Source organism: Dankookia rubra (assembly GCF_004355005.1).
Classification (GTDB): domain Bacteria; phylum Pseudomonadota; class Alphaproteobacteria; order Acetobacterales; family Acetobacteraceae; genus Paracraurococcus; species Paracraurococcus ruber_A.
On record NZ_SMSJ01000071.1, the window covers coordinates 1 to 20,892 of the forward strand.

A 20,892-nucleotide genomic window follows, 5' to 3' on the forward strand; every position below is an offset into this window, starting at 1 on the left:
GCTGCGGGCCGCGGCCGCGCGGCGCGGCGACCACCCGCGCCCCGGCCGCCCGGGCGAGCGCCGGCGTGCCGTCCGTGCTGCCGCCATCGGCAACCACGACCTCGGCAGCCGCCTCGGCGCAGGCCGCCAGCACCGCGCCCAGGCCGCGGGCGGCGTTGAGCGTGGGGATGACGATGGCGAGGGATGGGACCGGAGTTTGGGCCATGCTTTGTTCCAGGCGATCCTTAACCTTCTGTTCCCATCCTGTTCTTGACAGGACCCTGCCGCACCCGGCAAGGTGCTCTCGAACAGAATGGGAACTCCGCCATGCCGGATGGTCTCGACCTTTCTGCCGAGATGCTGGTCCCGCGCAAGGGCCGCGGCGCGATCTCGAACCCCGCGGTGCGGTTCGAGGGCACGGCGCGGGATTCCTTCGATGATGGCTGGGGGACGCTGGCCGACCTCGCCGACCTGCCGCCGCTGCCGACCCCCCTGATCCGGGAGACGGCAAGGAGCGCGCTGGCCTGGAACGAGAGCCCGGACATCGGCTTCGACCGCTCGATCAATCCCTATCGCGGCTGCGAGCATGGCTGCGTCTACTGCTATGCCCGGCCGAGCCACGCCTATGTCGGCTATTCGCCCGGCCTCGACTTCGAGACCAAGCTGCTGTTCAAGCCCGATCTGCCGGCGCTGCTGGAGAAGGAGTTGAGCCGGCCGGGCTACGTGGCGAAGCCGGTCGCGCTCGGTGCCAATACCGACCCCTACCAGCCGGTGGAACGCAGCCTGGCGATCACCCGGCAGGTGCTGGAGGTGCTGGAGCGCTTCGGCCACCCCGTCACCATCGTGACCAAGTCGGCCGGGGTGCTGCGCGACCTCGACATCCTGCGGCGGATGGCGGCGCGGAACCTGGCGCATGTCTGCCTTTCCGTCACCACGCTGGATTCCGGCCTGGCGCGGCGGATGGAGCCGCGCGCGGCCTCCCCGCTGCGGCGGCTGCAGGCGATGCAGGTGCTGGCGCAGGCCGGCGTGCCGGTCGGCGTGCTGGCGGCGCCGATGATCCCCGGGCTGAACGACGCGGAGCTCGAGCGGATTTTGTCCGAAAGCTGCAAGGCCGGCGCGACGCGGGCCGGCTACGTGCTGCTGCGCCTGCCGCTCGAGATCCGCCAGCTCTTCGAGGAATGGGCGCAGGCGCATTTCCCCGACCGTGCCGCGCGCATCCTCGCCCTGGTGCGGGAGACGCGGGGCGGCAAGGCTTACGACAGCCGCTTCGGCGTCCGGCAGACCGGCACCGGCGCCTATGCCGACATGCTGGCGCGGCGCTTCCAGGTGGCGGCGGCGCGGCTCGGCCTCGGCGGCACCAATGCCCGCAGCCAGCCGCTGGACTGCAGCCAGTTCGCGGTGCCGGCGGGGGCCAAGGCGGAGCAGCGGCAGCTGGAGCTGCTGTAGGACCACCGGGGCGCGGCTTTGTCCGAAAACCGCCTTGCCGCGCCCTGGCGAGGCGCGGCAACGGCCGGGTCAGCCCTTGTCCTGGGTGAAGAAGGGCCGCCCATCGGCGAAGATGTTCGGCTTCAGGAAGATGCCGAGGATGGTGGCGCCCTCCTTCCCCGCCCAGGCGACATGGGTATTGCCCTCCGGCCGCCAGACGAACTGGCCCGGCAGGCACTCGCCCTCCTCGTCGACGAAATGCCCGGCGAGGACGTAGGTCTGCTCGATCGCGGTATGCTCGTGCAGCGGCACCTCGGCGCCGGGCTCGAGCTCCATCAGCAGCGTCGCCATGCCGCTGCCGTCGCTGTAGAGCGTCTTGCACTTGATGCCGGCGAACTTGGTCGTCTCCCACGGCATGTTCGGCACGTCGAGGAAGACCGACCGGGGCGAGACCTCGTCCTTCGTCAGCCGCTTGCGCATCGGCTTCGCCTGGGGCTTCTGGGCACCGTCGGGCATGGAACGCCTCCTGTTTCTTATTGGCCGGCGAAGACTAGGCCACCCCGCCCGCGGCTGGGAACAGGGAAGCCGCGCGCTTGTCGGCCGGCCGCGGCAGGACCTAGGGTTGCGGACCACCAACGAGAACGGGGAAGGACACCAGCCATGGCCTCACGACGCGGATTCCTGGCCTGCGCCATCTGCAGCGCAATCGGGCTGGTCGCCACCGGCGTCGAGGCGCCGGCCCGGGCCCAGGCCGGCGTGGTGCGCAAGATGCTCAGCACCATCGACTATCCCGGCGACGGCAAGGTTTCCATCCTGATGACGCTGGAGGCGCCGGAGGGCACCGTGATCGCCCGCCACACCCATCCCGGCATCGAATCCTCGGTGGTGACGGAAGGCGAGCTGGAGCTCGAGGTGCAGGGCCAGCCCAGCAAGCGCTTCACCGCCGGGGAGGGCTTCCAGGTGCCGCCCGGCACGCCGCATGGCGGCAAGGTGCTGAAGAATGCCCGGCTGGCGATCACCTACGTTGTCGAAAAGGACAAGCCGCTCGCCTCCCCCGCCTGAATGCCCGACTTCGCGCTGGAAGCTGCGGCCGGCGGCCGCGTCGCCGGGGTGGACGAGGCCGGGCGCGGCCCGCTGGCCGGGCCGGTCCTCGCCGCCGCCGTCGTCTTCCCGCAGGGGGTGCCGGCGGCGCTGGCCGGGCTGCTCGACGACAGCAAGCGGCTTTCCGCCGCGCGGCGCGAACAGGCCTTCGCGGCCCTGGCCGCCGCCGCGGCCGGGGGCGAGGCGGAGTATGCCATCGCCGCTGCCTCGGCCGCCGAGATCGGCCGGCTGAACATCCTGCACGCCAGCCACCTGGCGATGGCCCGCGCCGTCGCCCGGCTGCCGCGGCCGCCCGACCTCGCCCTGGTCGACGGCAACCGCGCGCCGCCGCTGCCCTGCCGGGTGCGCTCCGTGGTCGGCGGGGACGGGCTGAGCCTGTCGATCGCCGCCGCCTCGATCCTGGCGAAGGTGACGCGGGACCGCGCCATGGCGCGGCTCGACCCGCGCTGGCCGGCCTACGGCTTCGCCGGCCATGCCGGCTACCCCACCGTCCGGCACCGGGCGGCGCTGGCCGAGCACGGCGCCTGCCCGCACCACCGCCGCGGCTTCGGCCCGGTGGACCGGGCATTGGACCGCACGGCCGTTGCCACCCGGCGATAAGACACACCCGGCCGCCTTGCGCCGTCCCCGCCCAGGCTTCGGTTGACCCGGCGACTCGGCGCGGCGATTGTGCGGATTCGAGGGGATTCGCGCCCCGATCGCATCGATCCGGGCACCCCGGCGGCAGCGGAGGCCAGCGCGCAGCAGCGGGATGAGGGATAGCGTGGGGACCGGGCTCGATCTGCCGCTCGACCAGATCATGGTCGGGGACTGCATCGAACTGATGCGCCGGCTGCCGCCGGCCTCGGTGCATGCCATCTTCGCCGACCCGCCCTACAACCTGCAGCTCAAGGGCGACCTGCGGCGACCGGACGACAGCCTGGTGGACGGCGTCGACGATGCCTGGGACCGGTTCGACGACCTGCCGAGCTACGACGCCTTCACCCGCGCCTGGCTGACCGAGGCGCGGCGGGTCCTGCGCAAGGACGGCACCATCTGGGTGATGGGCAGCTACCACAACGTCTTCCGGCTCGGCGTCGCGCTGCAGGATCTCGGCTTCTGGGTGCTGAACGACGTCATCTGGCGCAAGTCGAACCCGATGCCGAACTTCCGCGGCCGCCGCTTCACCAACGCGCATGAGACGCTGATCTGGGCGGCGCGCGGCCCGGAAAGCCGCTACCGCTTCAACTACGCCGCCATGAAGTCGCTGAACGACGACCTGCAGATGCGGAGCGACTGGCTGATCCCGCTGTGTACCGGCACGGAGCGGCTGCGCGACGGGAAGGGCGCCAAGCTGCACCCGACGCAGAAGCCGGAGGCGCTGCTGCACCGCGTGGTGCTTTCCTGCACCATGCCGGGGGAGATCATCCTCGACCCCTTCCACGGCACCGGCACCACCGGCGCCGTCGCGCGAAGGCTCGGCCGCCGCTTCATCGGCCTCGAGCGCGACCCGCTCTATGCCGAAGCCGCGGCGGCGCGGATCGCGGCGATCGAGCCGATCTCGGAGACCGCGGCGCTGGTCACCGCCGGCAAGCGGGAACAGCCCCGCCTGCCCTTCGGCACGCTGGTCGAGCGAGGCCTGATCCCGCCGGGCTCGATCCTGACCGACCGCGCCCGGCGCTGGAGCGCGACGGTCGCGGCGGATGGCTCGATCCGTTGCGGCCGGGCGCAGGGCTCGATCCACCAGGTCGGTGCCGCGGTGCAGGAGGCGCCGTCCTGCAACGGCTGGGCCTTCTGGCATGTCGAGCAGCCCGGGGGCCGGCTGCGCCTGCTGGACGAGTATCGCAGCGAGATGCTCGGCAAGGCCTGACCACACCGGCTGGTGGTTGCAACGCCAGGCGGTATGGCGCGTCCCGGGTAAAACGCGACCTGGCGGCCCCGCCGGATGGCGGAGAAAGGCTGGAAGGCACCAGCGCCGGCGCCATCTGCCGGGGCGGAAGAGGCCGCCCGGTGCGGCCGCGCGACAATGCTGCCTGTCCGGAGCACCCCCGCATGATCGAGATCAGCGTCAACGGCCGCACCCAGAGCGTCGATGCGGAGCCCGACACCCCCCTGCTCTGGGTGCTGCGCGACTGGCTGGGCATGACCGGCACGAAGTACGGCTGCGGCATCGCCCAGTGCGGCGCCTGCTCCGTGCTGGTCGACGGCCAGGCGATGCGGAGCTGCCAGGTGCCGGTCGAGAGCGTGGCCGGCCAGCAGATCCTGACCATCGAGGCAATGGCCGACCATCCCGTGGGGAAGAAGGTCGTCGAGGCCTGGGTCGCCGCGCAGGCGCCGCAATGCGGCTACTGCCAGTCCGGCCAGGTGATCGCCGCGACGGGGATGCTGCTGCAGACCCCGAAGCCGACCGAGGACGACATCGCCGGCGCGATGACCAACCTCTGCCGCTGCGGCACCTATCTCGACATCGCCGCCGCGGTGAAGCGCGCGGCCGAGACGGCCTGAGGGGGACGCGGCATGAACAGCATCACCCGTCCCTCGCTGCCGCCCGGCGGTATCGCCAACCTTTCGCGCCGCGGCCTGCTCGGCGCCGCCGGGATCGGCACCCTGCTGCTCGGCTTCGGCCTGCCGACCGCCGCGCGCGCCCAGAAGGGGCCGCCGATGTCGCGGCACGCGACCGCGGTCGCCGCCTACCTGCAGATCCGCCCGGATGGCACGATCCGCCTGCTCTCGCCCTTCGTGGAAGGCGGCCAGGGCATCGCCACCTCCTCGGCCCAGATCATTGCCGAGGAGCTGGACGCCGACCCGGCGCAGTTCGTGGTCGAATGCGCCCCGGCCGGGGCCGAGTACCAGATCATGTTCGGCGACCAGGTCCGCTTCACCGGCGGCAGCTTCTCGACCCGCGCCAGCTACACGACCTTCCGCAAGCTCGGCGCCACGGCGCGCGCCATGCTGGTGCAGGCCGCGGCGCAACGCTGGGGCGTGCCGACCGCGGAGGTGACGACCTCCCCCGGCCGCGTGCTGCATGCTGCCAGCAGCCGTAGCCTGGGTTATGGCGAGCTGGCCGAGGCGGCGGCGAAGCTGCCGGTGCCGGCCGATGCCTCGCTGAAGGACGCGGCGCAGTTCCGCGTCATCGGCAAGCCCACCCCGCGGCTCGACGTGCGGGCGAAGTCCACGGGCGCGGCGAAGTACGGCATCGATTCCGCCGCGCCGGGGATGCTGCAGGCGGCGATCGCGCATGCGCCGCGGCTCGGGCAGGAGCCGGCGACGCTCGGCAACGAGGCGGCGGTGCGCGCCATGCCGGGCGTGCACTCGGTCCACAGGCTGCCCGGCGCCGTCGCGGTGCTGGCGGATCGCTGGTGGAGGGCGCGGCAGGCGGTCGAGGCGCTGGAGATCGGCTGGACCGGCGGCACCCTGCCCGAGGATTTCTCCTCCGCCAGCCAGCTCGCCGGCTTCAAGGCGGCGGCCGGCGGCGCGGCCCAGGTGGCCGAGACCCGCGGCGACCTCGAGGCCGGGATGCGCGGCGCGGCGAAGGTGGTCGAGGCCGAGTACGACGCGCCCTACCTGGCGCATGCGCAGCTCGAGCCGCCCTCGGCGCTCGCCGTCTTCGCCGCCGACGGCACGCTCGACCTGACCATGCCGAACCAGGCGCCGGAGATGTACCGCGAGGTCGCGGCGAAGCTGGCGGGGCTGCAGCCGGGGCAGGTGCGGATCCACTCGCCGCTGCTCGGCGGCTTCTTCGGCCGGCACTTCCTCTATGACACCGCGAACGTCTTCCCGCAGGCGATCGCCCTGGCCAAGGCCGTGGGCCGGCCGGTGAAGGTGATCTGGAGCCGGGAGGAGGAGTTCCGCCGCGACGCCTACCGGCCGCTCTCCTACACGAAGCTCCGCGCCGGGCTCGACGCGCAGGGGATGCCGGTGGCGCTGCAGGCGGTCGCCGTCGGCGAAGGCCCGCTCGGCCGGCACATGGCCGGCTTCCTGGCCAACCCCAAGGTCGACGACAGCGTGGTCGAGGGGCTGACCGAGAAGCCCTACGGCATCGCCCACCACCGGGTCGACTACGTCCACTCGAAGCAGCCGGTGAACATCGGCTTCTGGCGCTCGGTCGCGCATTCGATGAACGACTTCTTCTACGAGTCCTTCCTCGACGAGCTGGCGGTGACGGCGGGGCGCGATCCCTTCGAATACCGCATGGCGCTGCTGGCCGGCAGCCCGCGGCACGCGACGCTGCTCAAGGCCGCGGCCGAGCTGTCCGGCGGCTGGCAGCGCGGCCCCTATGACGCGGCGGACGGGACGAAGCGGGCGCGCGGCTGCGCCATGGCCTCGCCCTTCGGGTCGGAGGTGGCGACCATCGCCGAGGTTTCGCTGAAGGACGGCGAGGTCGTGGTGCACCATCTCTGGGTGGCGATCGACCCGGGGCAGATCGTGAACCCGGCGATCGTCGCGGCGCAGGTGCGCTCGGCCGCCGCCATCGGCCTCTCCTCGGCCTTGCTCGAGGAAGTGGTCTTCGAGAAGGGAGAGCCGCAGGCGCTGAACTTCGACGCCTACCCGATCCTGCCGCCCGCCCGCATGCCGCAGATCAGCGTCCGCATCGTCGAGAGCGGCGCGCCGATGGGCGGCGTCGGCGAGCCGGGGACGCCGGGCGTGCCGCCGGCGGTGGCGAATGCGGTGGCGGCGCTGACTGGCCAGCGCATCCGCAGCCTGCCGCTGGCCAAGGCGCGGCTGGGCACGACCTGAGGGCGAGGGGCCGGGGAAGGGTCATGCCTTTCCCCGCCACCGCGTCAGCGCACCACGTCGATGGTCACGCTCTCGACCACCGCCACCTGCACCTGGTCGCCGGCGCGCAGGCGGCGGGCGAAGTCGCGCATCTTCGGGTCGCGCAGCGCGACCGTGCGCTGGTTGCCCTGCGGGCCGGTGAAGGTGACGGTATTGGCGCGGCGATCCACCGCGTCGATCGTCACCAGCGCGCGCAGGCCGCGCACATAGGCCGCACCGGGCATGCTGCCGGGCGGGGCGGCGCCGGCCGCTTCGCCCGCCGCGACCGGCGCTCGGCCGTCCGGCCGGTTCATCGCCACGGCGACCGCCTCGGTCACCCGCATCACCACGCGGTCGCCGGCCTTCACCTGCGGCAGGTTCCTCACCTGGTTGCCGAGGAACAATGTCGTCAGCGCGCCGTCCTCGCCGCGCAGGATGACGGAGCGCTCGCGCTGGTCCACCGCCTCGATGATCGCCACCGCTTCCGCACTGCGGGCAACGGCGGCGGGCTGCGGCTGGGCGGAGGCGGCGAGCGGCAGGCCGAGACCTGCGGCAGCCGCGAGCAGAATCACGGTACGGGTGAAATGCATGGCGGGTCCCTCCATTCTTGCGGCAGGCGGCGCGCCGTTGTGCGCGGTGCCGTTCCGACAGTCTCGCAGCCCGCCGGCGGGAGCGCCAGCGCCGGCTGCCCCGCAGCTCAACGCTGCGCTTGACCGCGCCGGCACCCGCAGCCGAGTTTCACGCCTCCCCCGGAAAGGCCAAAGCATGCCCCAGCGCATCCTCGTGCTGATCGCCCATCCCGCGCATCGGCGGTCCCGCGCCAATGCCGCGCTGCGCGCCGCGGCCAAGACGGTGGAGGGGGTGACGCTGCACGACCTTTACGAGGCCTACCCGGACTTCCTGATCGACGTGGACCATGAGCAGGCGCTGCTGCAGCAGCACGACGTCGTCGTCTTCCAGCACCCGGTCTACTGGTATTCCTCGCCCGCCATCCTAAAGGAATGGCAGGACCTGGTGCTGGAACACGGCTTCGCCTATGGCCGCGCCGGCACCGCGCTGGCGGGCAAGGCGCTGCTCTCGGCGGTGACCGCCGGCGGCACCGAGACGGCCTATGGGCCGGAAGGGCTGAACCGCCATTCCATCCCTGAATTCCTGCGCCCCTACGAGGCGACGGCGCGGCTCTGCCGGATGCGCTGGCTGCCGCCCTTCATCCTGCACGGCACGCATCTGCTGGATGCCCCGGCGCTGGCCCGGCATGCGGCGGAGTACCGCGCGCTGCTGGAAGGGCTGCGCGACGCGCCGGCGGAGGTGGCGCATCCGCCGCACCACGCACACGCGCCCGGAGGGCACTGAGCCATGGAGGGCGGCTTCCTGGCGCAGGCCTTCGTTTACCTGGCGGCCGCGGTGCTGGCGGTGCCGATCGCCAAGCGGCTCGGCCTGGGGTCGGTGCTCGGCTACCTGCTGGCGGGCGTCGCCATCGGCCCCTTCGGCCTGCACCTGGCGGGCGATGCCGAGGCGGCGATGCATTTCGCCGAGTTCGGCGTGGTGATGATGCTGTTCCTGGTCGGGCTCGAATTGCAGCCGGCCAGGCTCTGGGCCATGCGCGGGCCGGTGCTGGGCGCCGGCGGGCTGCAGGTCGGGCTGACCGCGGCCGCGGTGGCCGCGATCGGCCTGCTCTTCGGCTTCGACTGGCGCATGGCGCTGGCCGCCGGGCTGATCCTGGCGATGTCCTCCACCGCCATCGCCCTGCAGATCCTGGCGGAACGGGGCTTGCTCAAGACCGGCGGCGGCGAGACCTCCTTCGCCGTGCTGCTGTTCCAGGATGTCGCGGTCATCCCGATCCTGACCGTGCTGCCGCTGCTGGCCCTGGCGCCGGCGAGCGGCCATGGCGGCGGCGCGCACGGTGCGAGCCCGATGGAGGCGCTGCCGCCCTGGGCGCAGGCGCTCGCGGTGCTGGCCGCGGTCGCCGCCGTGGTGCTCGGCGGGCGGCTGCTGACCCGGCCGGTCTTCCGCATGATCGCCGAGACGCGGCTGCGGGAGATCTTCACCGCCTCCGCCCTGCTGCTGGTGATCGGCATCGCGCTGCTGATGCAGGCGGTGGGACTCTCCCCCGCGCTCGGCGCCTTCCTGGCCGGCGTGGTGCTGGCGGACAGCGAGTTCCGGCACGAGCTCGAGGGCGACATCGAGCCGTTCAAGGGATTGCTGCTCGGCCTCTTCTTTCTCTCGGTCGGCGCGGGGATCGACTTCGCCCAGGTGGCCGGGGCGCCGCTGACGGTGGCCGGGCTGGTCGTGCTGCTGGTGGCGGTGAAGGCGGCGGTGCTGGTCGGCCTTGGCCTTGCGGCGCGCCGGCCGCGGCCGGAGATCCTGCTGACCGCCATGGTGCTGTCGCAGGGCGGCGAGTTCTGCTTCGTGCTGCTGGCCTTCTCCGTGCAGAACGGCGTGCTGCCGCAGGCCGAGGCGGGGCTGCTGGTCTCGGTCGTGGCGCTGTCCATGCCGATCACGCCGCTGCTGATGATGGCCTATGGCCGCCTCTCGAACCGGCTGGCGACCGCCGACCTGCCGCCCGAGCCGGATGCGATCGAGCCGCAGGGCAGCGTGGTGATCGCCGGCTTCGGCCGCTTCGGCCAGATCGTCGGCCGGCTGCTGCTGGCGCACGGCCATGCGGTGACCGTGCTGGACCACGACATGGAGACGATCGAGCAGCTCCGCCGCTACGGCTTCCGGGTCTTCTACGGCGACGCCTCGCGCATCGACCTGCTGCAGGCGGCGGGCGCGGCGGAGGCGGCGATCATCGTGGTGGCGACCGATGCGCGGGAAACGACGGACGGCATCGTCGAGACGGTGCGGCGGCATTTCCCGCAGGCCCAGGTGCTGGCGCGCGCCACCGACCGCAGCCATGCCTACGAGCTGATGGAGACAGGCGCGCATCTGGTGGTGCGCGAAACCTTCGCCTCGGCGCTCGAGACCGGGGTGGAGGCGCTGCGCCGGCTCGGCATGCCGGCCTATGAGGCCGAGCGCGCCGGCCGGCTGTTCCGCCGGCACGATGCCCGGATGATGCAGCGCCTGGCGCCGATGCGCGGCGACGACGGGCGCTACAGCAGGGCGGTGCGGGAGGCCTCGGCGCAGCTGCTGCAGGTGCTGGAGCGCGACCGGGAACGCGGCCGCGCCGTCTTCGACGAGGGCTGGGACACCAGCGGCCTGATGGAGGAGGTGCGCCGCGCGGCGCTGGAGCGGGACACGGCGGCCTCGGGCTGAGCGCCGCGGTGGAAGGCCGGGTGGCCGTCGCTGGCGCGGGCACATACGCTGCCGACGCAGCGCCGCTGGGCAGGCGCCGACCTGCACGACCTGGTGCGCGGCGATTTGCGCCCGGTCCTGCCGCCCGGCGAGGCCTATCGGTTGCGGGTCGAGGGCCCCGCGGTGCTGCTGTCGGCGCAGGCGGCGCAGCCGCTGGCGACCGCGCTGCGCGAGCTGGCGACCAATGCGGCGCGGCATGGCGCGCTGTTCGGGCCCGCCGGGCAGGTCGCGGTGACCTGGTCGGGCGGGCGGGAGCACGTGGCACTGCACCTGACCTGGTGCGCGTCGGGCGGGTCGCCGGCGCGCCGCCGCGCCTCGGCTTCGGCTGGCGGGTCCTGCGCGCCTCCTTCACGGTGCAGCCGGGCGGCCGGCTGGCACGCCATTGGCCCGCGACCGGCCTGGTCTGCGAGGCGACGCTGCCGGCAGCGCGGGTGTTGGCGGATACGGCACGGCCGCCCGCCCGCGATCCGGTCTAGAGCGTCACCCGATCAGGCGGGATCACCTGATCGGGTGACGATGCTCTTGACACAATGACCTAGAGCATTGGCCGTGAACGCATGTGAGCGGAAATGCTCTAGCTTCGCTGAGCCAGCGATTCACGTCCTGCGTGTTTCCACTCAGGACGATTGCAGGCTAGCCCCTCCGCCGCGCCGCGACCTGCGCCCGGTAGTCGAGGATCCGCTGCCGCAGCCCCGGCCGCGCCGCGCTGCGCACCAGGGCGGCGAGGTCGGCATCCTCCTCGGCGCGCCCGGCCGCCGGCCCGGTGCGGCGGTGCAGGGCGGCGACCGTCTCCGGGTCGAGCCGGGCCGCGGCCGCCGCGGCCCGGGCGATCTCGGCCGGGATCGCCTCCTCCCCCAGCACCGCGGTGGCGAGGCCGGCCATGGCCGCGGCTTCCGCCGTCACCTCGCGGCCGGCCAACAGGATCTCCCGCGCCCGGTCGCGGCCGACCATGGCCGCCAGCCGGGCGGTGCCGAACACCAGGCCGAAGGCCGGGCCAGGGAAGGCGAAGCTGGCGCCGGGGGTGGCGACGCGGCGGTCGCAGGCGGCGAAGAGGTCGGCGCCGGCGCCGAAGGTGCGGCCGGTGGCGACGGCCAGGGTGGTCACCGGCGCGGCATGGATGCGCTGCAGCAGCTGCTCGATCCGCACCGCCCGCAGCAGCAGGTCGCCGTCGGACAATGCCTCGAGGTCGGTCAGGTCGAAGCCGGTGCAGAAATGCCGCCCCTCGCCGCGCAGGACGACCAGCCGCGCGCCATGGCCGACGGCGCGGTCGAAGGCTTCCTCCAGCGCCTCGACCAGTTCGGGGCCGAGGGCATTGCCGCGGTCCGGCCGGTTGAGGCTGAGCGTCGCCACGCCCTCGGCGCGGCTGGCAAGCACCAGGGTCATACTGGGATGTCGACGTCCAGCAGCGGCGCGTGCTGCTGCGCGCCATAGACATCGGTGTCGCCGATCTCCCCGGCCGGGACGAGCCGCGGCAGCGTCGCCTTGAAGGCGCGGCCGGCGGGATAGGGCGTGAAGAGCACGTCGGCCTCGGCGACGCCGTAAAGCCGGGCGAACAGCGCCGGGCAGAGCACGCCTGTGGCCCGCACGCGCTCGAACATCGCGTCGTCGTCGAAGACGACGTCGATGGTCAGGTCGAAGGGACCGGCGTTCTTGCTCTTGCACACCTTGGCAATGTGCTTGATCAGTGCCATCGCGTTCTCCTTGCAGGACGACCGATTCAGACCTTCGGGCTGCGCCCTCCGGTCATCGGGAACTCAGCAGGACGACCGAATCAGACCTCCGGGCTGCGCTCCTCGATCATCGGACGTCAGACCCTCTCATGCTCGATCGGGAACATCTCGTAGGGATCCTCCGGCATGACGACATGCGACATGCTGAAGCGAAAGACCTCCCCCGCCGAGAGGTCGCTCGGCGAGAAGGGGATGGCCATGTTGCCCTCCTTGCAGAGCCGGCCGGGGAAGTCGCTGTGCAGCATGGAAGTCCGCGCCAGCGCGACGACGGCGGAGGCGATCTCCTGGTCCTTGCCGACGACGTCGATCAGGAAGCCGATCTCGTGACTGCGGGCATCCCGCAGCGGCTCCCGCGCCGCCATCACGCCGTTCGCGCCGTAGCTGTGGATGGTCAGCACGAAGTCCTCCGGACCGATGTCGAGGTCGCGCGCCTTGTCCACCACCAGCCGCCGCACCAGGCCGAGGAAATGGTCGAGCTGCCCGATCAGCACCGGGTCGCGCGTGCCGGCGAAGCTGATGGCCCGGTGGCCGAGCCGCTCCGCCGCCTCGATCTTCACCGTGTAGGTCTCGGCCGGGGTCCAGCGCATGCCGGTGACCAGCGTCGCCTTGGGCGAGAGGGCCTCGAACCGGCACTCCGAGGTATCGAGCACGCCGCCCGGCTCGACATGACGGACCGGCGAGGGGTTCTCGTGCAAGGAATGGTTGGCGACCGACATCGGCGTGCAGGCGCGCTCGCCCATCGGCTCGCAGATCACGCCGTCCTCGCGTACCGTGACGTAGAGGCAGTCCGGGCCCTTGGGCAGCGCGGGCGCCGCGCCGCATTCCAGCATCTTGCCGGCATACCAGGCCTGGGCGGGCGGCAGCTGCGCCCGCATGGCATGCGCGGCGAAGGGCGCGGGGTCGCTGCTGCGGCCGCCGAGCACCACCTGCGCGCCCTGGTCGAGCGCGCGCATGTAGGGCTCCGGTCCGCACATCCCGACGATGCGGCTGGCGCGGTCCACCGTGCCCTCGTCGAGCGGCGCCATGCGGCCGAGCGGCTGGGTGCGTCCTTCCCGGAGGCGGCGGCGGATCAGGCCCTTCTCCTGTTCCGCATGGATCAGCGCCATCGGGAAGTGCAGGCCTTCCTCCCGCGCGATGTCGCGGACCATCTGCGCCACCAGCTGCAGATGCGGCTCCCCGCCGGCACCGCCGCAGGTGCCGACCACCATCGGCACCCGGCGCTTCACCGCCGCCAGCAGCATCAGCCGCAGGTCGCGCTTCATGGCGCGCAGCGAGACGAAGGGCTTGCCGCTGCCGAGGTAGTAGGGGCCGGGATCGGTGCTGCCGCCGTCGCAGCCGATCATGTCGACGCCGCGCTCGAGCGCCGCGTTCAGCGAGCTTTCGGGGTAGCCGTAGCCGAGGATGCCGGCCACCGAGACCATGCGGTATTCGCGCATCGCTTGTCCTCCCTGGATGACCGCCAGGCGCCGGGACCATCCGGGCAGCCCTGCCACCTGGCGGAAGGCGACCGGGGTCATGTCCCCGCGCCAGCGCCCGGCCATGCCGATGCCCCTGCCCTTCGCCGGGTCACTCCCCGCGCAGGATGCGTCCGCCCGGCCCGCGGCGGTAGCCCCCGGCGGGCCAAAATATCTAGCTTCCTCATTATTCGGGGGCGCCCTAGTCTCCCCCCATGCGGGACGGCTCCACCCTCGCCCATACCCAGTGGCGCATCGGCATCACCATCGCCCAGATCGCCCGGCGCTGGCGCGCGCGGCTCGACCAGCGGATCGCCGAATACGGGCTGACCGAGGCGCGCTGGCTGGCCCTGCTGGCGATCTCCCGCGGCGGCGAGGGCATGACCCAGAAGGACCTCGCCGGCCGGCTGCTGATCGAGGGCCCGACCCTGGTCCGGACGCTGGACTGGCTGGAGGGCGAGGGCCTGGTCGAGCGCCGCGAGGCGCCGCACGACCGCCGTGCCAAGACCCTGCACCTGACCGCGAAGGCGCGCCCGCTGATCCACCGGATCGAGGCGGCGGCAACGGGGGTGCGGGCGGAGATCCTGGCCGGCATCCCGGAAGCCGAGCTGGCGCATTGCCTGGCGGTGCTGGAACGCGTGGCGGTCGGTCTGGCCGCGCCGGCACCGCCCCCACCGGTCGCGGAGGCCGAGGATGGATGTCGGCCAGGCTAGCGGCCCCGCCCGCATCCTGGCCCCGCCGCGGAACCCGGCGCGGCGGCTGCGGCTGCTCGGCCTGGCCGGGCTGCTGACCGCGGTCCTGGCCGCCGGCGGCTGGTTCACCCACCGTTTCCTGACCCTGCTGGTCGTCGACGATGCCCGCGTCGCGGCGGACATGATCACCGTCTCCTCCCGCGTGCCGGGCTGGGTCGCCGAGGTGAAGGTCATCGCCGGCGACGGGCTCGCGGCCGGCGGGCTGCTGGTGCAGATCGACGACCGCGATCAGGCGCTGGCGCTGCGCGAGATCGAGGCGCGGCTCGCCAGCCTCGGCGCCCGGCGGGCGGAGCTGGAGGCGCGGCTCGAGATGGTCGACCGGCAGACCGCCAGCCTGCAGGCCGTCAGCCGCGCCAAGCTGGACGTGGCCCGCGCCGCGCTGCCGGCGGCCGAGGCCGAGCGGGTCTTCGCCGAGGCCGAGTTCGGCCGCGCCATGCAGCTGATGACGAGCGGCAGCGGCACGCGGCAGCGGCACGACCAGGCGCGAAGCCTGCTGGACGGCGCGCGACAGCGGGTGCTGGGCGCGGTGGCGGAGATCCAGACCGCCGAGGCGCAGATCATCGCCGCCGAGGCGGCCCGCGCCGAGCTGACGGTGCTGCGCCGCCAAGTCGATGCGCTGGAGCCGCTGGAGCGGGAGCTGGCGGCGCAACGCGACCGCGCCGCGCTCGACCTGCGCGACCGCAGCATCCTGATGCCCTTCGACGGCGTGGTGGACCGGGTCTTCATAGATCCCGGCGAATACGTGGCGGCCGGACAGCGCGTGCTGATGCTGCACGACCCCGCGCGCGTCAGGGTCGAGGGCAACGTGAAGGAAACGGAGATCCGCTTCCTGCGCCCCGGCACGAAGGTCGAGGTGGTGGTGGACGCCCTGCCCGGCCAGCGCTTCGCCGGCGTGGTGGAACGCGTCGGCAGCGCCGCCACGAGCGAATTCGCCCTGCTGCCGAGCCCGAATCCCTCCGGCAACTTCACCAAGATCACCCAGCGCCTGCCGGTCCGCGTGGCGCTTCAGCCGCCGCCTGCCCCCGGCCTGCTGCGGCCGGGGATGATGGTGGAGATCGAGGCCGCCCGTGACTGAACGGACGCTCGAAGCGCTCGGGCAGCGCTTCGGCCCGTCCTACCGCTGGCTGGTGACGATCACCGCGATCATCGGCACCGTCGCCTCCATCCTGTCCTCCACCATCGTCAATGTCGCGCTGCCCGACATCATGGGGGCCTTCGGCATCGGCCAGGACCATGCTCAACTGCTCTCGACCGGCTTCCTCGCGGCGGTCACCGGCACCATGCTGATGAATGCCTGGCTGGTGGAGAGCTTCGGCTTCCGCGCCACCTATGCGGCGGCGGTCGGGCTGTTCCTGTTCGGCTCGGTCGTCGCAGGCGTCGCGCCGAACGAGGGGCTGCTGATCCTCGGCCGCATCCTGCAGGGCGCCTCGGCGGGGATGCTGCAGCCGCTGATGACGCAGATCGTCTTCCAGGTCTTCCCGGCGGAGAAGCGCGGCAGCGCCATGGGCATCGCCGCGATCGGCGTGGTGCTGGCCCCCGCCCTGGGCCCGACCGTGGGCGGGCTGCTGGTCGACAATTACGGCTGGCGCAGCGTCTTCTTCCTGGCGATGCCGGTCGCGCTGCTCGGCCTGGCGATGGGCCTGGTCTTCATGCCGAGCGCCGTCTCGCCGCAGCGCCGGCGCTTCGACCTGGCCGGCTTCCTGCTGCTGGTCACCGGGCTGCTGGCGCTGTTCATGGGCCTGTCGAGCGGCCAGCGCGAGGGCTGGGGCGCCGGCCGGGTGGATGCCGAGCTCGGCCTCGCCGCGCTGGCCGCCACCGGCTTCGTGCTGTGGGAGTTGCACACCCCGGCGCCGCTGCTGAACCCGCGCGTCTTCGGCAATATCGGCTTCGCCGGCGCCTTCTGCGTGGCGCTGATCTATGGCGCCAGCATCTTCGGCAGCACCTACCTGATCCCGCTCTTCGTGCAGACCATCCAGGGCTACACCGCGACGCGGGCCGGGCTGGTGCTGATGCCGGCGGGGCTGGTCATGGTGGTGGTCTTCCCGATCGCCGGAAGGCTGGCGGACCGGCTGCCGGCCTGGCAGCCGATGGTCGCCGGGCTGCTGCTGTTTGCCTGCTCCACCTGGCTGCTGCGCGGCGTCGATACCGACGTGCCCTTCTGGACCCTGGCGCTCTGGATCATGGTCGGCCGGGTCGGGCTCGGCCTCACCATGCCCAGCATGAATGCCGGGGCGCTGCGGGCGCTGCCGCCGCGCTTCCTCGGCCAGGGCGCCGGGGCGATCAACTTCGCCCGGCAATTCGGCGGTGCGCTCGGGGTCAACCTGCTGTCGATCCTGCTGGAGCAGAAGACCGAGTTGCACGCGCAGACCCTGACGCCGACCCAGGACGGCAGCAGCGCGGCGACGCTGGAATTCCTCCGGCTGACACAGAGCCTGCTGCGGCAGGACGGCGTGCCGGAGACGGAGCTCCTCGGCGGGTCCTACGACTACCTCGCGCGGGTGCTGGCGGCGCAGGCCGGGATGCTCGGCTTCCGCGACAGCTTCCTGGCGGTGACCATCGCCTGCCTGGTCGCGTTGCTGCCGGCCATGGCGCTGCGGCGGCGCAGGATCAGCGCGGCGTGACGGGAACCACCGCTTCGTTCCGCCTGAGCGGCGGCAGGGTCCAAGGCGGGTCGTAGAACCAGTCCTCCACCGCGCCAACGGGCCGCCAGGGGCCATCCTGCAGCGCGGCCAGCAGTGCGGCGCGCTGGGTGGCGGCCGCGCCAGCACCCGGGGCGCCGCTGTACCGCAGCACGGCCATCGTCGCGCCCGGCACCTCGATGATCGTGACCCGCGGATCCTCGGGCTGCGGCAGGGTCGCCCGCGTGTAGCGGGCCGGCATGAAGAAGCGGATGGTCCAGCCCTGCGCCGCGGCCTCCTGCACCACCGGGGCGGTCATGGCGATGCGCTCCGAGGCCTGCGCCACGGGTGCCGTCATGGCGATCTTCGCCTGGCCGCGATTGGCCCCGAAGATGAAGCCGGCAAGGCGGCGAAACCCCTCGCTGCGCGCCGCTTCCTCGGTGGCGGCGGCGACGGTTGTCTCGGCGGCCAGGCGCGGGGCGTAGCGGCGGATCTCCACCGCGCCCTGCTGGCCGATGGTCTCGAAGCGCGGCTCCTCCGTTCCCGACCGCACCCCGATCACCGAACAGGCGCCGAGCACCAGGGCCGAGGCGGCGGAGAGCATCCGGGCGAGCATGCGCGGCATTCCTTCATCGCCGCCAGAGATGGGCCGTTGCGCCCGCAGGTCCAGGGATCAGCGGCGGAGGGTGACGGCCGCGCTGCGCAGGCCGGAGGCCGAGACGGCGCGCAGCCGGTATTCCAGCGGCCCGGCCGGCGGCGCCGTGTCCACCCATTCGGCGCCGCGCAACGGCATGGGGGCGATGCGGCGCCACGGCCCGGCACCGGCCCGGCGCCGGAGTTCGTAGGCGTAGAAGCCGGGGGACCGGTCCGGCTGCCAGCGCAGCAGCAGGTCGCCGCCGCGCGGCTCGGCGCCAAGGCCCGCCGGCGCCGCGGGCGGCGCCGGGTCGAAGGGCGTCAGCCAGACCAGCAGCGTCGCATGCGGCGATAGATCGAGGTCGAGCGCCACCCGCCCGCCGCGCGGCACGAGGCCTGGGCGCAGCGGCGCCTGCACGCCGAGTTCCGCCACCCGGCGCAGCCGCCGGGCGGCTGCGGCGTCGACGCGCCCGGGCATCTCCCGCCCCGCGGCGGCGAAGGCGTTCGAGCGCCGGCCGTCGATGCGGAAGACGGCGAGGTTTGCCCGCGGCCAGGGAATGTCGCTGGCTTCCCAGCGCAGCCGCCGCGCCGTGCCCTCCTGCAGGGTCAGCAGCGCGGCGATGCCGGCCTCGCCGGCGGTGGTCATCGCGTAGAATGCAGGCCCCGGCTCGATCGACAGCACCCGGTCGCCCAGCAGCCGCAGCATCTCGTAGAAGCCGAAGACCGGCAGCTTCAGCAGGTCCTCCGGCCCGGCAGCGGTCCGGGTGAACAGCGCGCGGCGGCCGTCGAAGGGCGCGCGCACCAGGTGCTGGTTGGCATTGTCCGCCGCCGCCAGGAAGCGCTGCCCGTGCCGCAGCGACAGCGCCGCATGGGCGATGGCGGAGGCCGCGAGCCAGGAGGGGAACCGCTCGTCCAGCCGCGGCGCATAGGGCGCGTCGAAGCCGACCTTCATGTCGGCCTCGTCGTTCACCAGCGCCAGGCGCCGCCCGGGCACCAGCGCGCGGGCCATGGCCGCCGTCGCCTCGGCGGCCTCGACCAGCCGGGCGATGCGCGGCGCGCCCTCCGCCTCGACCCAGACGCCCTTGCGGTGGTAGCTGAGGAAGTCGCATGGCAGGCCCGGCTCGTCGCGCAGGAATTCGAGGAAGCGGCGCATCAGCGCAGGGCCTTCGTCCGGCATCCAGGCGATCACCGGGCCGCCGAGCCGCACCGCATGGCCGGCATCGCGCACCGCCGCCGCGGTCGCGCGATAGAACTCGAGGTAGCGGTCGAAACCGCCGCCCCAGAAGGGCGGCATGTTCGGCTCGTTCCAGACCTCCAGCCACCAGCGGGCGACCTCGGCCGCGCCGAACCGTGCCACGGCGGCATCGAGGAAGCCGCGGATCAGCACCTGCCAGCGGCCGAAGTCGGCCGGCGGGTCGATCGGCCGGGGCGAGACCGCAGCGGGGAAGAAGGCCAGCGGCAGGAAGGGCACCAGGCCGCGCGAGACCAGCGCCTCCAGCGCCGCGAGCGGCGCCGCGAAATCCATCGGCGCGTCCGGCGCCGGCCAGGTGCTGCCGCTGCTGACCGGGAAGGTCGCCTCCCGCTCCCCCGCATTCAGCACGCCGAAGACCCGCACCGCGCCGAAGGCCCCGGGCGAGGCCGCCATGGCGTCCAGCATCCGGACCATGCGCGGCTCGACCAGCCAGTCGATGTCGAAGACCCCGACCATGTCGAAATCGCCGCGGCGGAAGGTGCCGAGCGAGCCCTTGGCCGAGACGCTGCCAGGCGCCAGCCCCGCCGCCGCCAGCCCTGCCAGCACCGCCCGCCGTCCCGGCATGATCCCCTCCTTTCCCGGCTTGACGCCGGCCGCGCGGCGCGCAGGACTGCGCCCGGAAAGCCCGACTGGAAACGCCATGACCGCCGCCGCGACCATCGCACGCATCCTCGCCGACCCGCGTTTCCGCGACGCCGTCGCCACCATGGAACGCGAGCATGACCGCACCGTCGCCGACATCGTCGCCCTGACCGAGATCCCCTCCCCGCCCTTCGCCGAGGAACGCCGCGCGGCCGCCTACCTGGAGATGCTCCGCGGCCACGGGCTGGAGGAGGTGGAGCAGGACGCGATCGGCAACGTGATGGGCCGCCGCCGCGGCAGCGGGAACGGCCAGACCGTGGTGGTCGCCGCGCATCTCGACACCGTCTTCCCCGCCGGCACCGACGTGCGGGTGCGGCGAGAGGGGACGAAGCTGTATGCTCCCGGGGTCGGCGACGACACCCGGAGCCTCGCGGTCAACCTGGCCTTCCTGCGTGCCATGGACGCCGCCGGCATCCGCACCCGCAGCGACATCCTCTTCCTCGGCGACGTGGGGGAGGAAGGCCTCGGCGACCTGCGCGGCGTGCGGCACTTCTTCCTCAAGGGCCGCCACCGCGACAAGGTCGAGGCCTTCTTCACCGTGGACAGCCCGGATGTCGACCGCATCGTCACCGGCGGCATCGGCAGCAAGCGCTACCGGGTCACCTTCCGCGGCCCGGGCGGCCACAGCTTTGCCGCCTTCGGTCTGGTCAACCCGGCCTATGCCATGGCCCGCGCCATGCTGACGCTGTCGGCGCTGGCCGCGCCCGACGCGCCGCAGACAACCCATTGCGCCAGCGTCATGGGCGGCGGCACCTCGGTCAACGCCATCCCGAACGAGGTCTGGATGGAGGTCGACCTGCGCAGCCAGTCGGCCGCCGAGCTCGCCCGGTTGGAAGCCGAGTTCCTCGCCGGGGTCGAGGCCGCGGCCGCGGCGGAGAATGCCGCGCGCTCGACCCGCGAAGGCGCGGTGGTCGCAGAAATCCGGCCGATCGGCGACCGCCCCGCCGGCCATACCGCACCCGATGCCGGCATCGTCCAGCTCGCCACCGCCGCCGTCGCCGCGCATGGTTTCACCCCGCGGCACGAGTATTCCTCGACGGACGCGAACATCCCGATGAGCCTCGGCATCCCGGCGGTCAAGATCGGCTCCGGCGGCCGTGGTGGCCGGGGCCATTCGCTGGAGGAGTGGATCGATGTCGAGCCGGTGGAAAGCCTGCGCGGCATGTCGGCCAGCCTGGCGACGATCCTGGCCGTGGCGGGGATGGAGGAGGCGTAGGGGAACGACCGGGGAGGGAAAAAGGTATTCCCTTCCCGGACCCCTCCCTTCCCTTTCTGAGT

General features: G+C 73.0%; 21 protein-coding genes and 1 pseudogene. 14 read left to right on the plus strand and 8 right to left on the minus strand.

Annotated features, from left to right (window positions below):
* A partial coding sequence (locus tag E2C06_RS27920; protein WP_133291866.1) for a glycosyltransferase occupies nucleotides 1-205 on the minus strand: 205 nt, incomplete at its 3' end.
* A gap of 101 nt (nucleotides 206-306) precedes the next feature.
* Between E2C06_RS27920 and E2C06_RS27925 the strand changes: the two genes are divergently transcribed.
* The gene (locus E2C06_RS27925; RefSeq protein WP_133291867.1) at nucleotides 307-1,425 is read left to right on the plus strand and encodes a PA0069 family radical SAM protein; all 1,119 of its coding nucleotides are present in this window, start codon (nucleotides 307-309) and stop codon (nucleotides 1,423-1,425) included.
* Between the two features lie 69 nt (nucleotides 1,426-1,494).
* Here E2C06_RS27925 and E2C06_RS27930 read toward each other — a convergent pair whose 3' ends face one another.
* Complete coding sequence (locus E2C06_RS27930; protein WP_206664717.1) at nucleotides 1,495-1,920, minus strand: cupin domain-containing protein; 426 nt, start codon at nucleotides 1,918-1,920, stop codon at nucleotides 1,495-1,497.
* 144 nt (nucleotides 1,921-2,064) lie between these two features.
* Here E2C06_RS27930 and E2C06_RS27935 point away from each other — a divergent pair, with 144 nt between their 5' ends.
* The 5 genes from E2C06_RS27935 (at nucleotide 2,065) to E2C06_RS27955 (ending at nucleotide 7,221) form a co-directional block, all read left to right on the plus strand.
* Nucleotides 2,065-2,466, plus strand: coding sequence for a cupin domain-containing protein (locus E2C06_RS27935; RefSeq protein WP_133291868.1), 402 nt, complete (start codon nucleotides 2,065-2,067; stop codon nucleotides 2,464-2,466).
* Entirely contained in the window at nucleotides 2,467-3,105 is a 639-nt protein-coding gene (locus tag E2C06_RS27940) for a ribonuclease HII (RefSeq protein WP_133291869.1), read from the plus strand.
* A gap of 151 nt (nucleotides 3,106-3,256) precedes the next feature.
* A complete protein-coding gene (locus tag E2C06_RS27945) occupies nucleotides 3,257-4,354 on the plus strand; it encodes a site-specific DNA-methyltransferase (protein ID WP_133291870.1) in 1,098 nt (365 codons plus the stop codon).
* Nucleotides 4,355-4,536: 182 nt separating this feature from the next.
* Complete coding sequence (locus E2C06_RS27950) at nucleotides 4,537-4,989, plus strand: (2Fe-2S)-binding protein (protein ID WP_133291871.1); 453 nt, start codon at nucleotides 4,537-4,539, stop codon at nucleotides 4,987-4,989.
* A 12-nt stretch (nucleotides 4,990-5,001) separates the two neighbouring features.
* The gene (locus tag E2C06_RS27955) at nucleotides 5,002-7,221 is read left to right on the plus strand and encodes a xanthine dehydrogenase family protein molybdopterin-binding subunit (protein ID WP_133291872.1); all 2,220 of its coding nucleotides are present in this window, start codon (nucleotides 5,002-5,004) and stop codon (nucleotides 7,219-7,221) included.
* A 44-nt stretch (nucleotides 7,222-7,265) separates the two neighbouring features.
* On the opposite strand, the gene E2C06_RS27960 is transcribed toward E2C06_RS27955, so the two are convergent.
* Nucleotides 7,266-7,829, minus strand: a complete 564-nt coding sequence (locus E2C06_RS27960) for a hypothetical protein (RefSeq protein ID WP_133291873.1) — start codon at nucleotides 7,827-7,829, stop codon at nucleotides 7,266-7,268.
* Between the two features lie 175 nt (nucleotides 7,830-8,004).
* On the opposite strand from E2C06_RS27960, the gene kefF reads away from it, so the two are divergent.
* The 4 genes and pseudogenes from kefF to E2C06_RS39815 all read left to right on the plus strand — a co-directional run bounded on the left by kefF (nucleotide 8,005) and on the right by E2C06_RS39815 (nucleotide 11,009).
* Entirely contained in the window at nucleotides 8,005-8,592 is a 588-nt protein-coding gene (gene kefF / locus E2C06_RS27965) for a glutathione-regulated potassium-efflux system oxidoreductase KefF (RefSeq protein WP_133291874.1), read from the plus strand.
* Nucleotides 8,593-8,595: 3 nt separating this feature from the next.
* Entirely contained in the window at nucleotides 8,596-10,494 is a 1,899-nt protein-coding gene (locus tag E2C06_RS27970) for a monovalent cation:proton antiporter-2 (CPA2) family protein (protein WP_133291875.1), read from the plus strand.
* Nucleotides 10,495-10,524: 30 nt separating this feature from the next.
* Nucleotides 10,525-10,641: pseudogene (locus E2C06_RS40915) on the plus strand (HWE histidine kinase domain-containing protein); the annotation flags it as partial.
* A gap of 170 nt (nucleotides 10,642-10,811) precedes the next feature.
* Nucleotides 10,812-11,009 carry a hypothetical protein gene (locus E2C06_RS39815; protein ID WP_241671504.1) on the plus strand — a complete coding sequence of 66 codons (198 nt, stop codon included), beginning with the start codon at nucleotides 10,812-10,814 and terminating at the stop codon, nucleotides 11,007-11,009.
* A gap of 157 nt (nucleotides 11,010-11,166) precedes the next feature.
* Here the strand turns inward: E2C06_RS39815 and E2C06_RS27980 are convergent, their stop codons facing one another.
* The 3 genes from E2C06_RS27980 to E2C06_RS27990 form a co-directional block, all read right to left on the minus strand.
* Nucleotides 11,167-11,916, minus strand: a complete 750-nt coding sequence (locus E2C06_RS27980; RefSeq protein ID WP_133291876.1) for an enoyl-CoA hydratase/isomerase family protein — start codon at nucleotides 11,914-11,916, stop codon at nucleotides 11,167-11,169.
* Nucleotides 11,913-12,224, minus strand: coding sequence for a DUF4387 domain-containing protein (locus tag E2C06_RS27985; protein ID WP_133291877.1), 312 nt, complete (start codon nucleotides 12,222-12,224; stop codon nucleotides 11,913-11,915). The genes E2C06_RS27980 and E2C06_RS27985 overlap by 4 nt, the downstream gene beginning before the upstream one ends.
* Nucleotides 12,225-12,340: 116 nt before the next feature.
* Nucleotides 12,341-13,804: an acyclic terpene utilization AtuA family protein gene (locus E2C06_RS27990; protein ID WP_241671505.1), complete on the minus strand. Its 1,464-nt coding sequence runs from the start codon at nucleotides 13,802-13,804 to the stop codon at nucleotides 12,341-12,343.
* A 128-nt stretch (nucleotides 13,805-13,932) separates the two neighbouring features.
* Between E2C06_RS27990 and E2C06_RS27995 the strand changes: the two genes are divergently transcribed.
* The 3 genes from E2C06_RS27995 to E2C06_RS28005 are packed head-to-tail and all read left to right on the plus strand — an operon-like array spanning nucleotide 13,933 to nucleotide 17,090.
* Complete coding sequence (locus E2C06_RS27995; protein WP_133291878.1) at nucleotides 13,933-14,430, plus strand: MarR family transcriptional regulator; 498 nt, start codon at nucleotides 13,933-13,935, stop codon at nucleotides 14,428-14,430.
* Nucleotides 14,411-15,544 (plus strand): HlyD family secretion protein, encoded by a 1,134-nt coding sequence (locus E2C06_RS28000; RefSeq protein ID WP_133291879.1) that lies wholly within the window; start codon nucleotides 14,411-14,413, stop codon nucleotides 15,542-15,544. Before E2C06_RS27995 ends, E2C06_RS28000 begins: the two co-directional genes overlap by 20 nt.
* Nucleotides 15,537-17,090 (plus strand): DHA2 family efflux MFS transporter permease subunit, encoded by a 1,554-nt coding sequence (locus tag E2C06_RS28005; RefSeq protein ID WP_133291880.1) that lies wholly within the window; start codon nucleotides 15,537-15,539, stop codon nucleotides 17,088-17,090. The genes E2C06_RS28000 and E2C06_RS28005 overlap by 8 nt, the downstream gene beginning before the upstream one ends.
* Here E2C06_RS28005 and E2C06_RS28010 read toward each other — a convergent pair.
* Both E2C06_RS28010 and E2C06_RS28015 read right to left on the minus strand, forming a co-directional pair.
* Nucleotides 17,077-17,703, minus strand: coding sequence for an SOUL family heme-binding protein (locus tag E2C06_RS28010; protein WP_165982711.1), 627 nt, complete (start codon nucleotides 17,701-17,703; stop codon nucleotides 17,077-17,079). The two genes, E2C06_RS28005 and E2C06_RS28010, sit on opposite strands and share 14 nt — an antisense overlap.
* Before the next feature lie 57 nt (nucleotides 17,704-17,760).
* Nucleotides 17,761-19,536: a GH39 family glycosyl hydrolase gene (locus E2C06_RS28015; protein WP_165982712.1), complete on the minus strand. Its 1,776-nt coding sequence runs from the start codon at nucleotides 19,534-19,536 to the stop codon at nucleotides 17,761-17,763.
* A 76-nt stretch (nucleotides 19,537-19,612) separates the two neighbouring features.
* Here E2C06_RS28015 and E2C06_RS28020 point away from each other — a divergent pair, with 76 nt between their 5' ends.
* The gene (locus tag E2C06_RS28020; RefSeq protein ID WP_133291882.1) at nucleotides 19,613-20,830 is read left to right on the plus strand and encodes a M20/M25/M40 family metallo-hydrolase; all 1,218 of its coding nucleotides are present in this window, start codon (nucleotides 19,613-19,615) and stop codon (nucleotides 20,828-20,830) included.
* Nucleotides 20,831-20,892 lie beyond the last annotated feature (62 nt).

Bases quoted from the DNA above. Each gene is read 5' to 3' on its own strand.
- E2C06_RS27950 (WP_133291871.1), top strand. From the start codon at position 4,537: ATGATCGAGATCAGCGTCAACGGCCGCACCCAGAGCGTCGATGCGGAG.
- E2C06_RS28000 (WP_133291879.1), top strand. From the start codon at position 14,411: ATGGATGTCGGCCAGGCTAGCGGCCCCGCCCGCATCCTGGCCCCGCCG.
- E2C06_RS27970 (WP_133291875.1), top strand. From the start codon at position 8,596: ATGGAGGGCGGCTTCCTGGCGCAGGCCTTCGTTTACCTGGCGGCCGCG.
- E2C06_RS28015 (WP_165982712.1), bottom strand. From the start codon at position 19,536: ATGCCGGGACGGCGGGCGGTGCTGGCAGGGCTGGCGGCGGCGGGGCTG.
- E2C06_RS27960 (WP_133291873.1), bottom strand. From the start codon at position 7,829: ATGCATTTCACCCGTACCGTGATTCTGCTCGCGGCTGCCGCAGGTCTC.
- E2C06_RS27985 (WP_133291877.1), bottom strand. From the start codon at position 12,224: ATGGCACTGATCAAGCACATTGCCAAGGTGTGCAAGAGCAAGAACGCC.
- E2C06_RS28020 (WP_133291882.1), top strand. From the start codon at position 19,613: ATGACCGCCGCCGCGACCATCGCACGCATCCTCGCCGACCCGCGTTTC.
- E2C06_RS27945 (WP_133291870.1), top strand. From the start codon at position 3,257: ATGAGGGATAGCGTGGGGACCGGGCTCGATCTGCCGCTCGACCAGATC.
- E2C06_RS27935 (WP_133291868.1), top strand. From the start codon at position 2,065: ATGGCCTCACGACGCGGATTCCTGGCCTGCGCCATCTGCAGCGCAATC.
- E2C06_RS27995 (WP_133291878.1), top strand. From the start codon at position 13,933: ATGCGGGACGGCTCCACCCTCGCCCATACCCAGTGGCGCATCGGCATC.
- E2C06_RS27940 (WP_133291869.1), top strand. From the start codon at position 2,467: ATGCCCGACTTCGCGCTGGAAGCTGCGGCCGGCGGCCGCGTCGCCGGG.
- kefF (WP_133291874.1), top strand. From the start codon at position 8,005: ATGCCCCAGCGCATCCTCGTGCTGATCGCCCATCCCGCGCATCGGCGG.
- E2C06_RS27925 (WP_133291867.1), top strand. From the start codon at position 307: ATGCCGGATGGTCTCGACCTTTCTGCCGAGATGCTGGTCCCGCGCAAG.
- E2C06_RS27930 (WP_206664717.1), bottom strand. From the start codon at position 1,920: ATGCCCGACGGTGCCCAGAAGCCCCAGGCGAAGCCGATGCGCAAGCGG.
- E2C06_RS27990 (WP_241671505.1), bottom strand. From the start codon at position 13,804: ATGGCCGGGCGCTGGCGCGGGGACATGACCCCGGTCGCCTTCCGCCAG.
- E2C06_RS28010 (WP_165982711.1), bottom strand. From the start codon at position 17,703: ATGCTCGCCCGGATGCTCTCCGCCGCCTCGGCCCTGGTGCTCGGCGCC.
- E2C06_RS27980 (WP_133291876.1), bottom strand. From the start codon at position 11,916: ATGACCCTGGTGCTTGCCAGCCGCGCCGAGGGCGTGGCGACGCTCAGC.
- E2C06_RS27955 (WP_133291872.1), top strand. From the start codon at position 5,002: ATGAACAGCATCACCCGTCCCTCGCTGCCGCCCGGCGGTATCGCCAAC.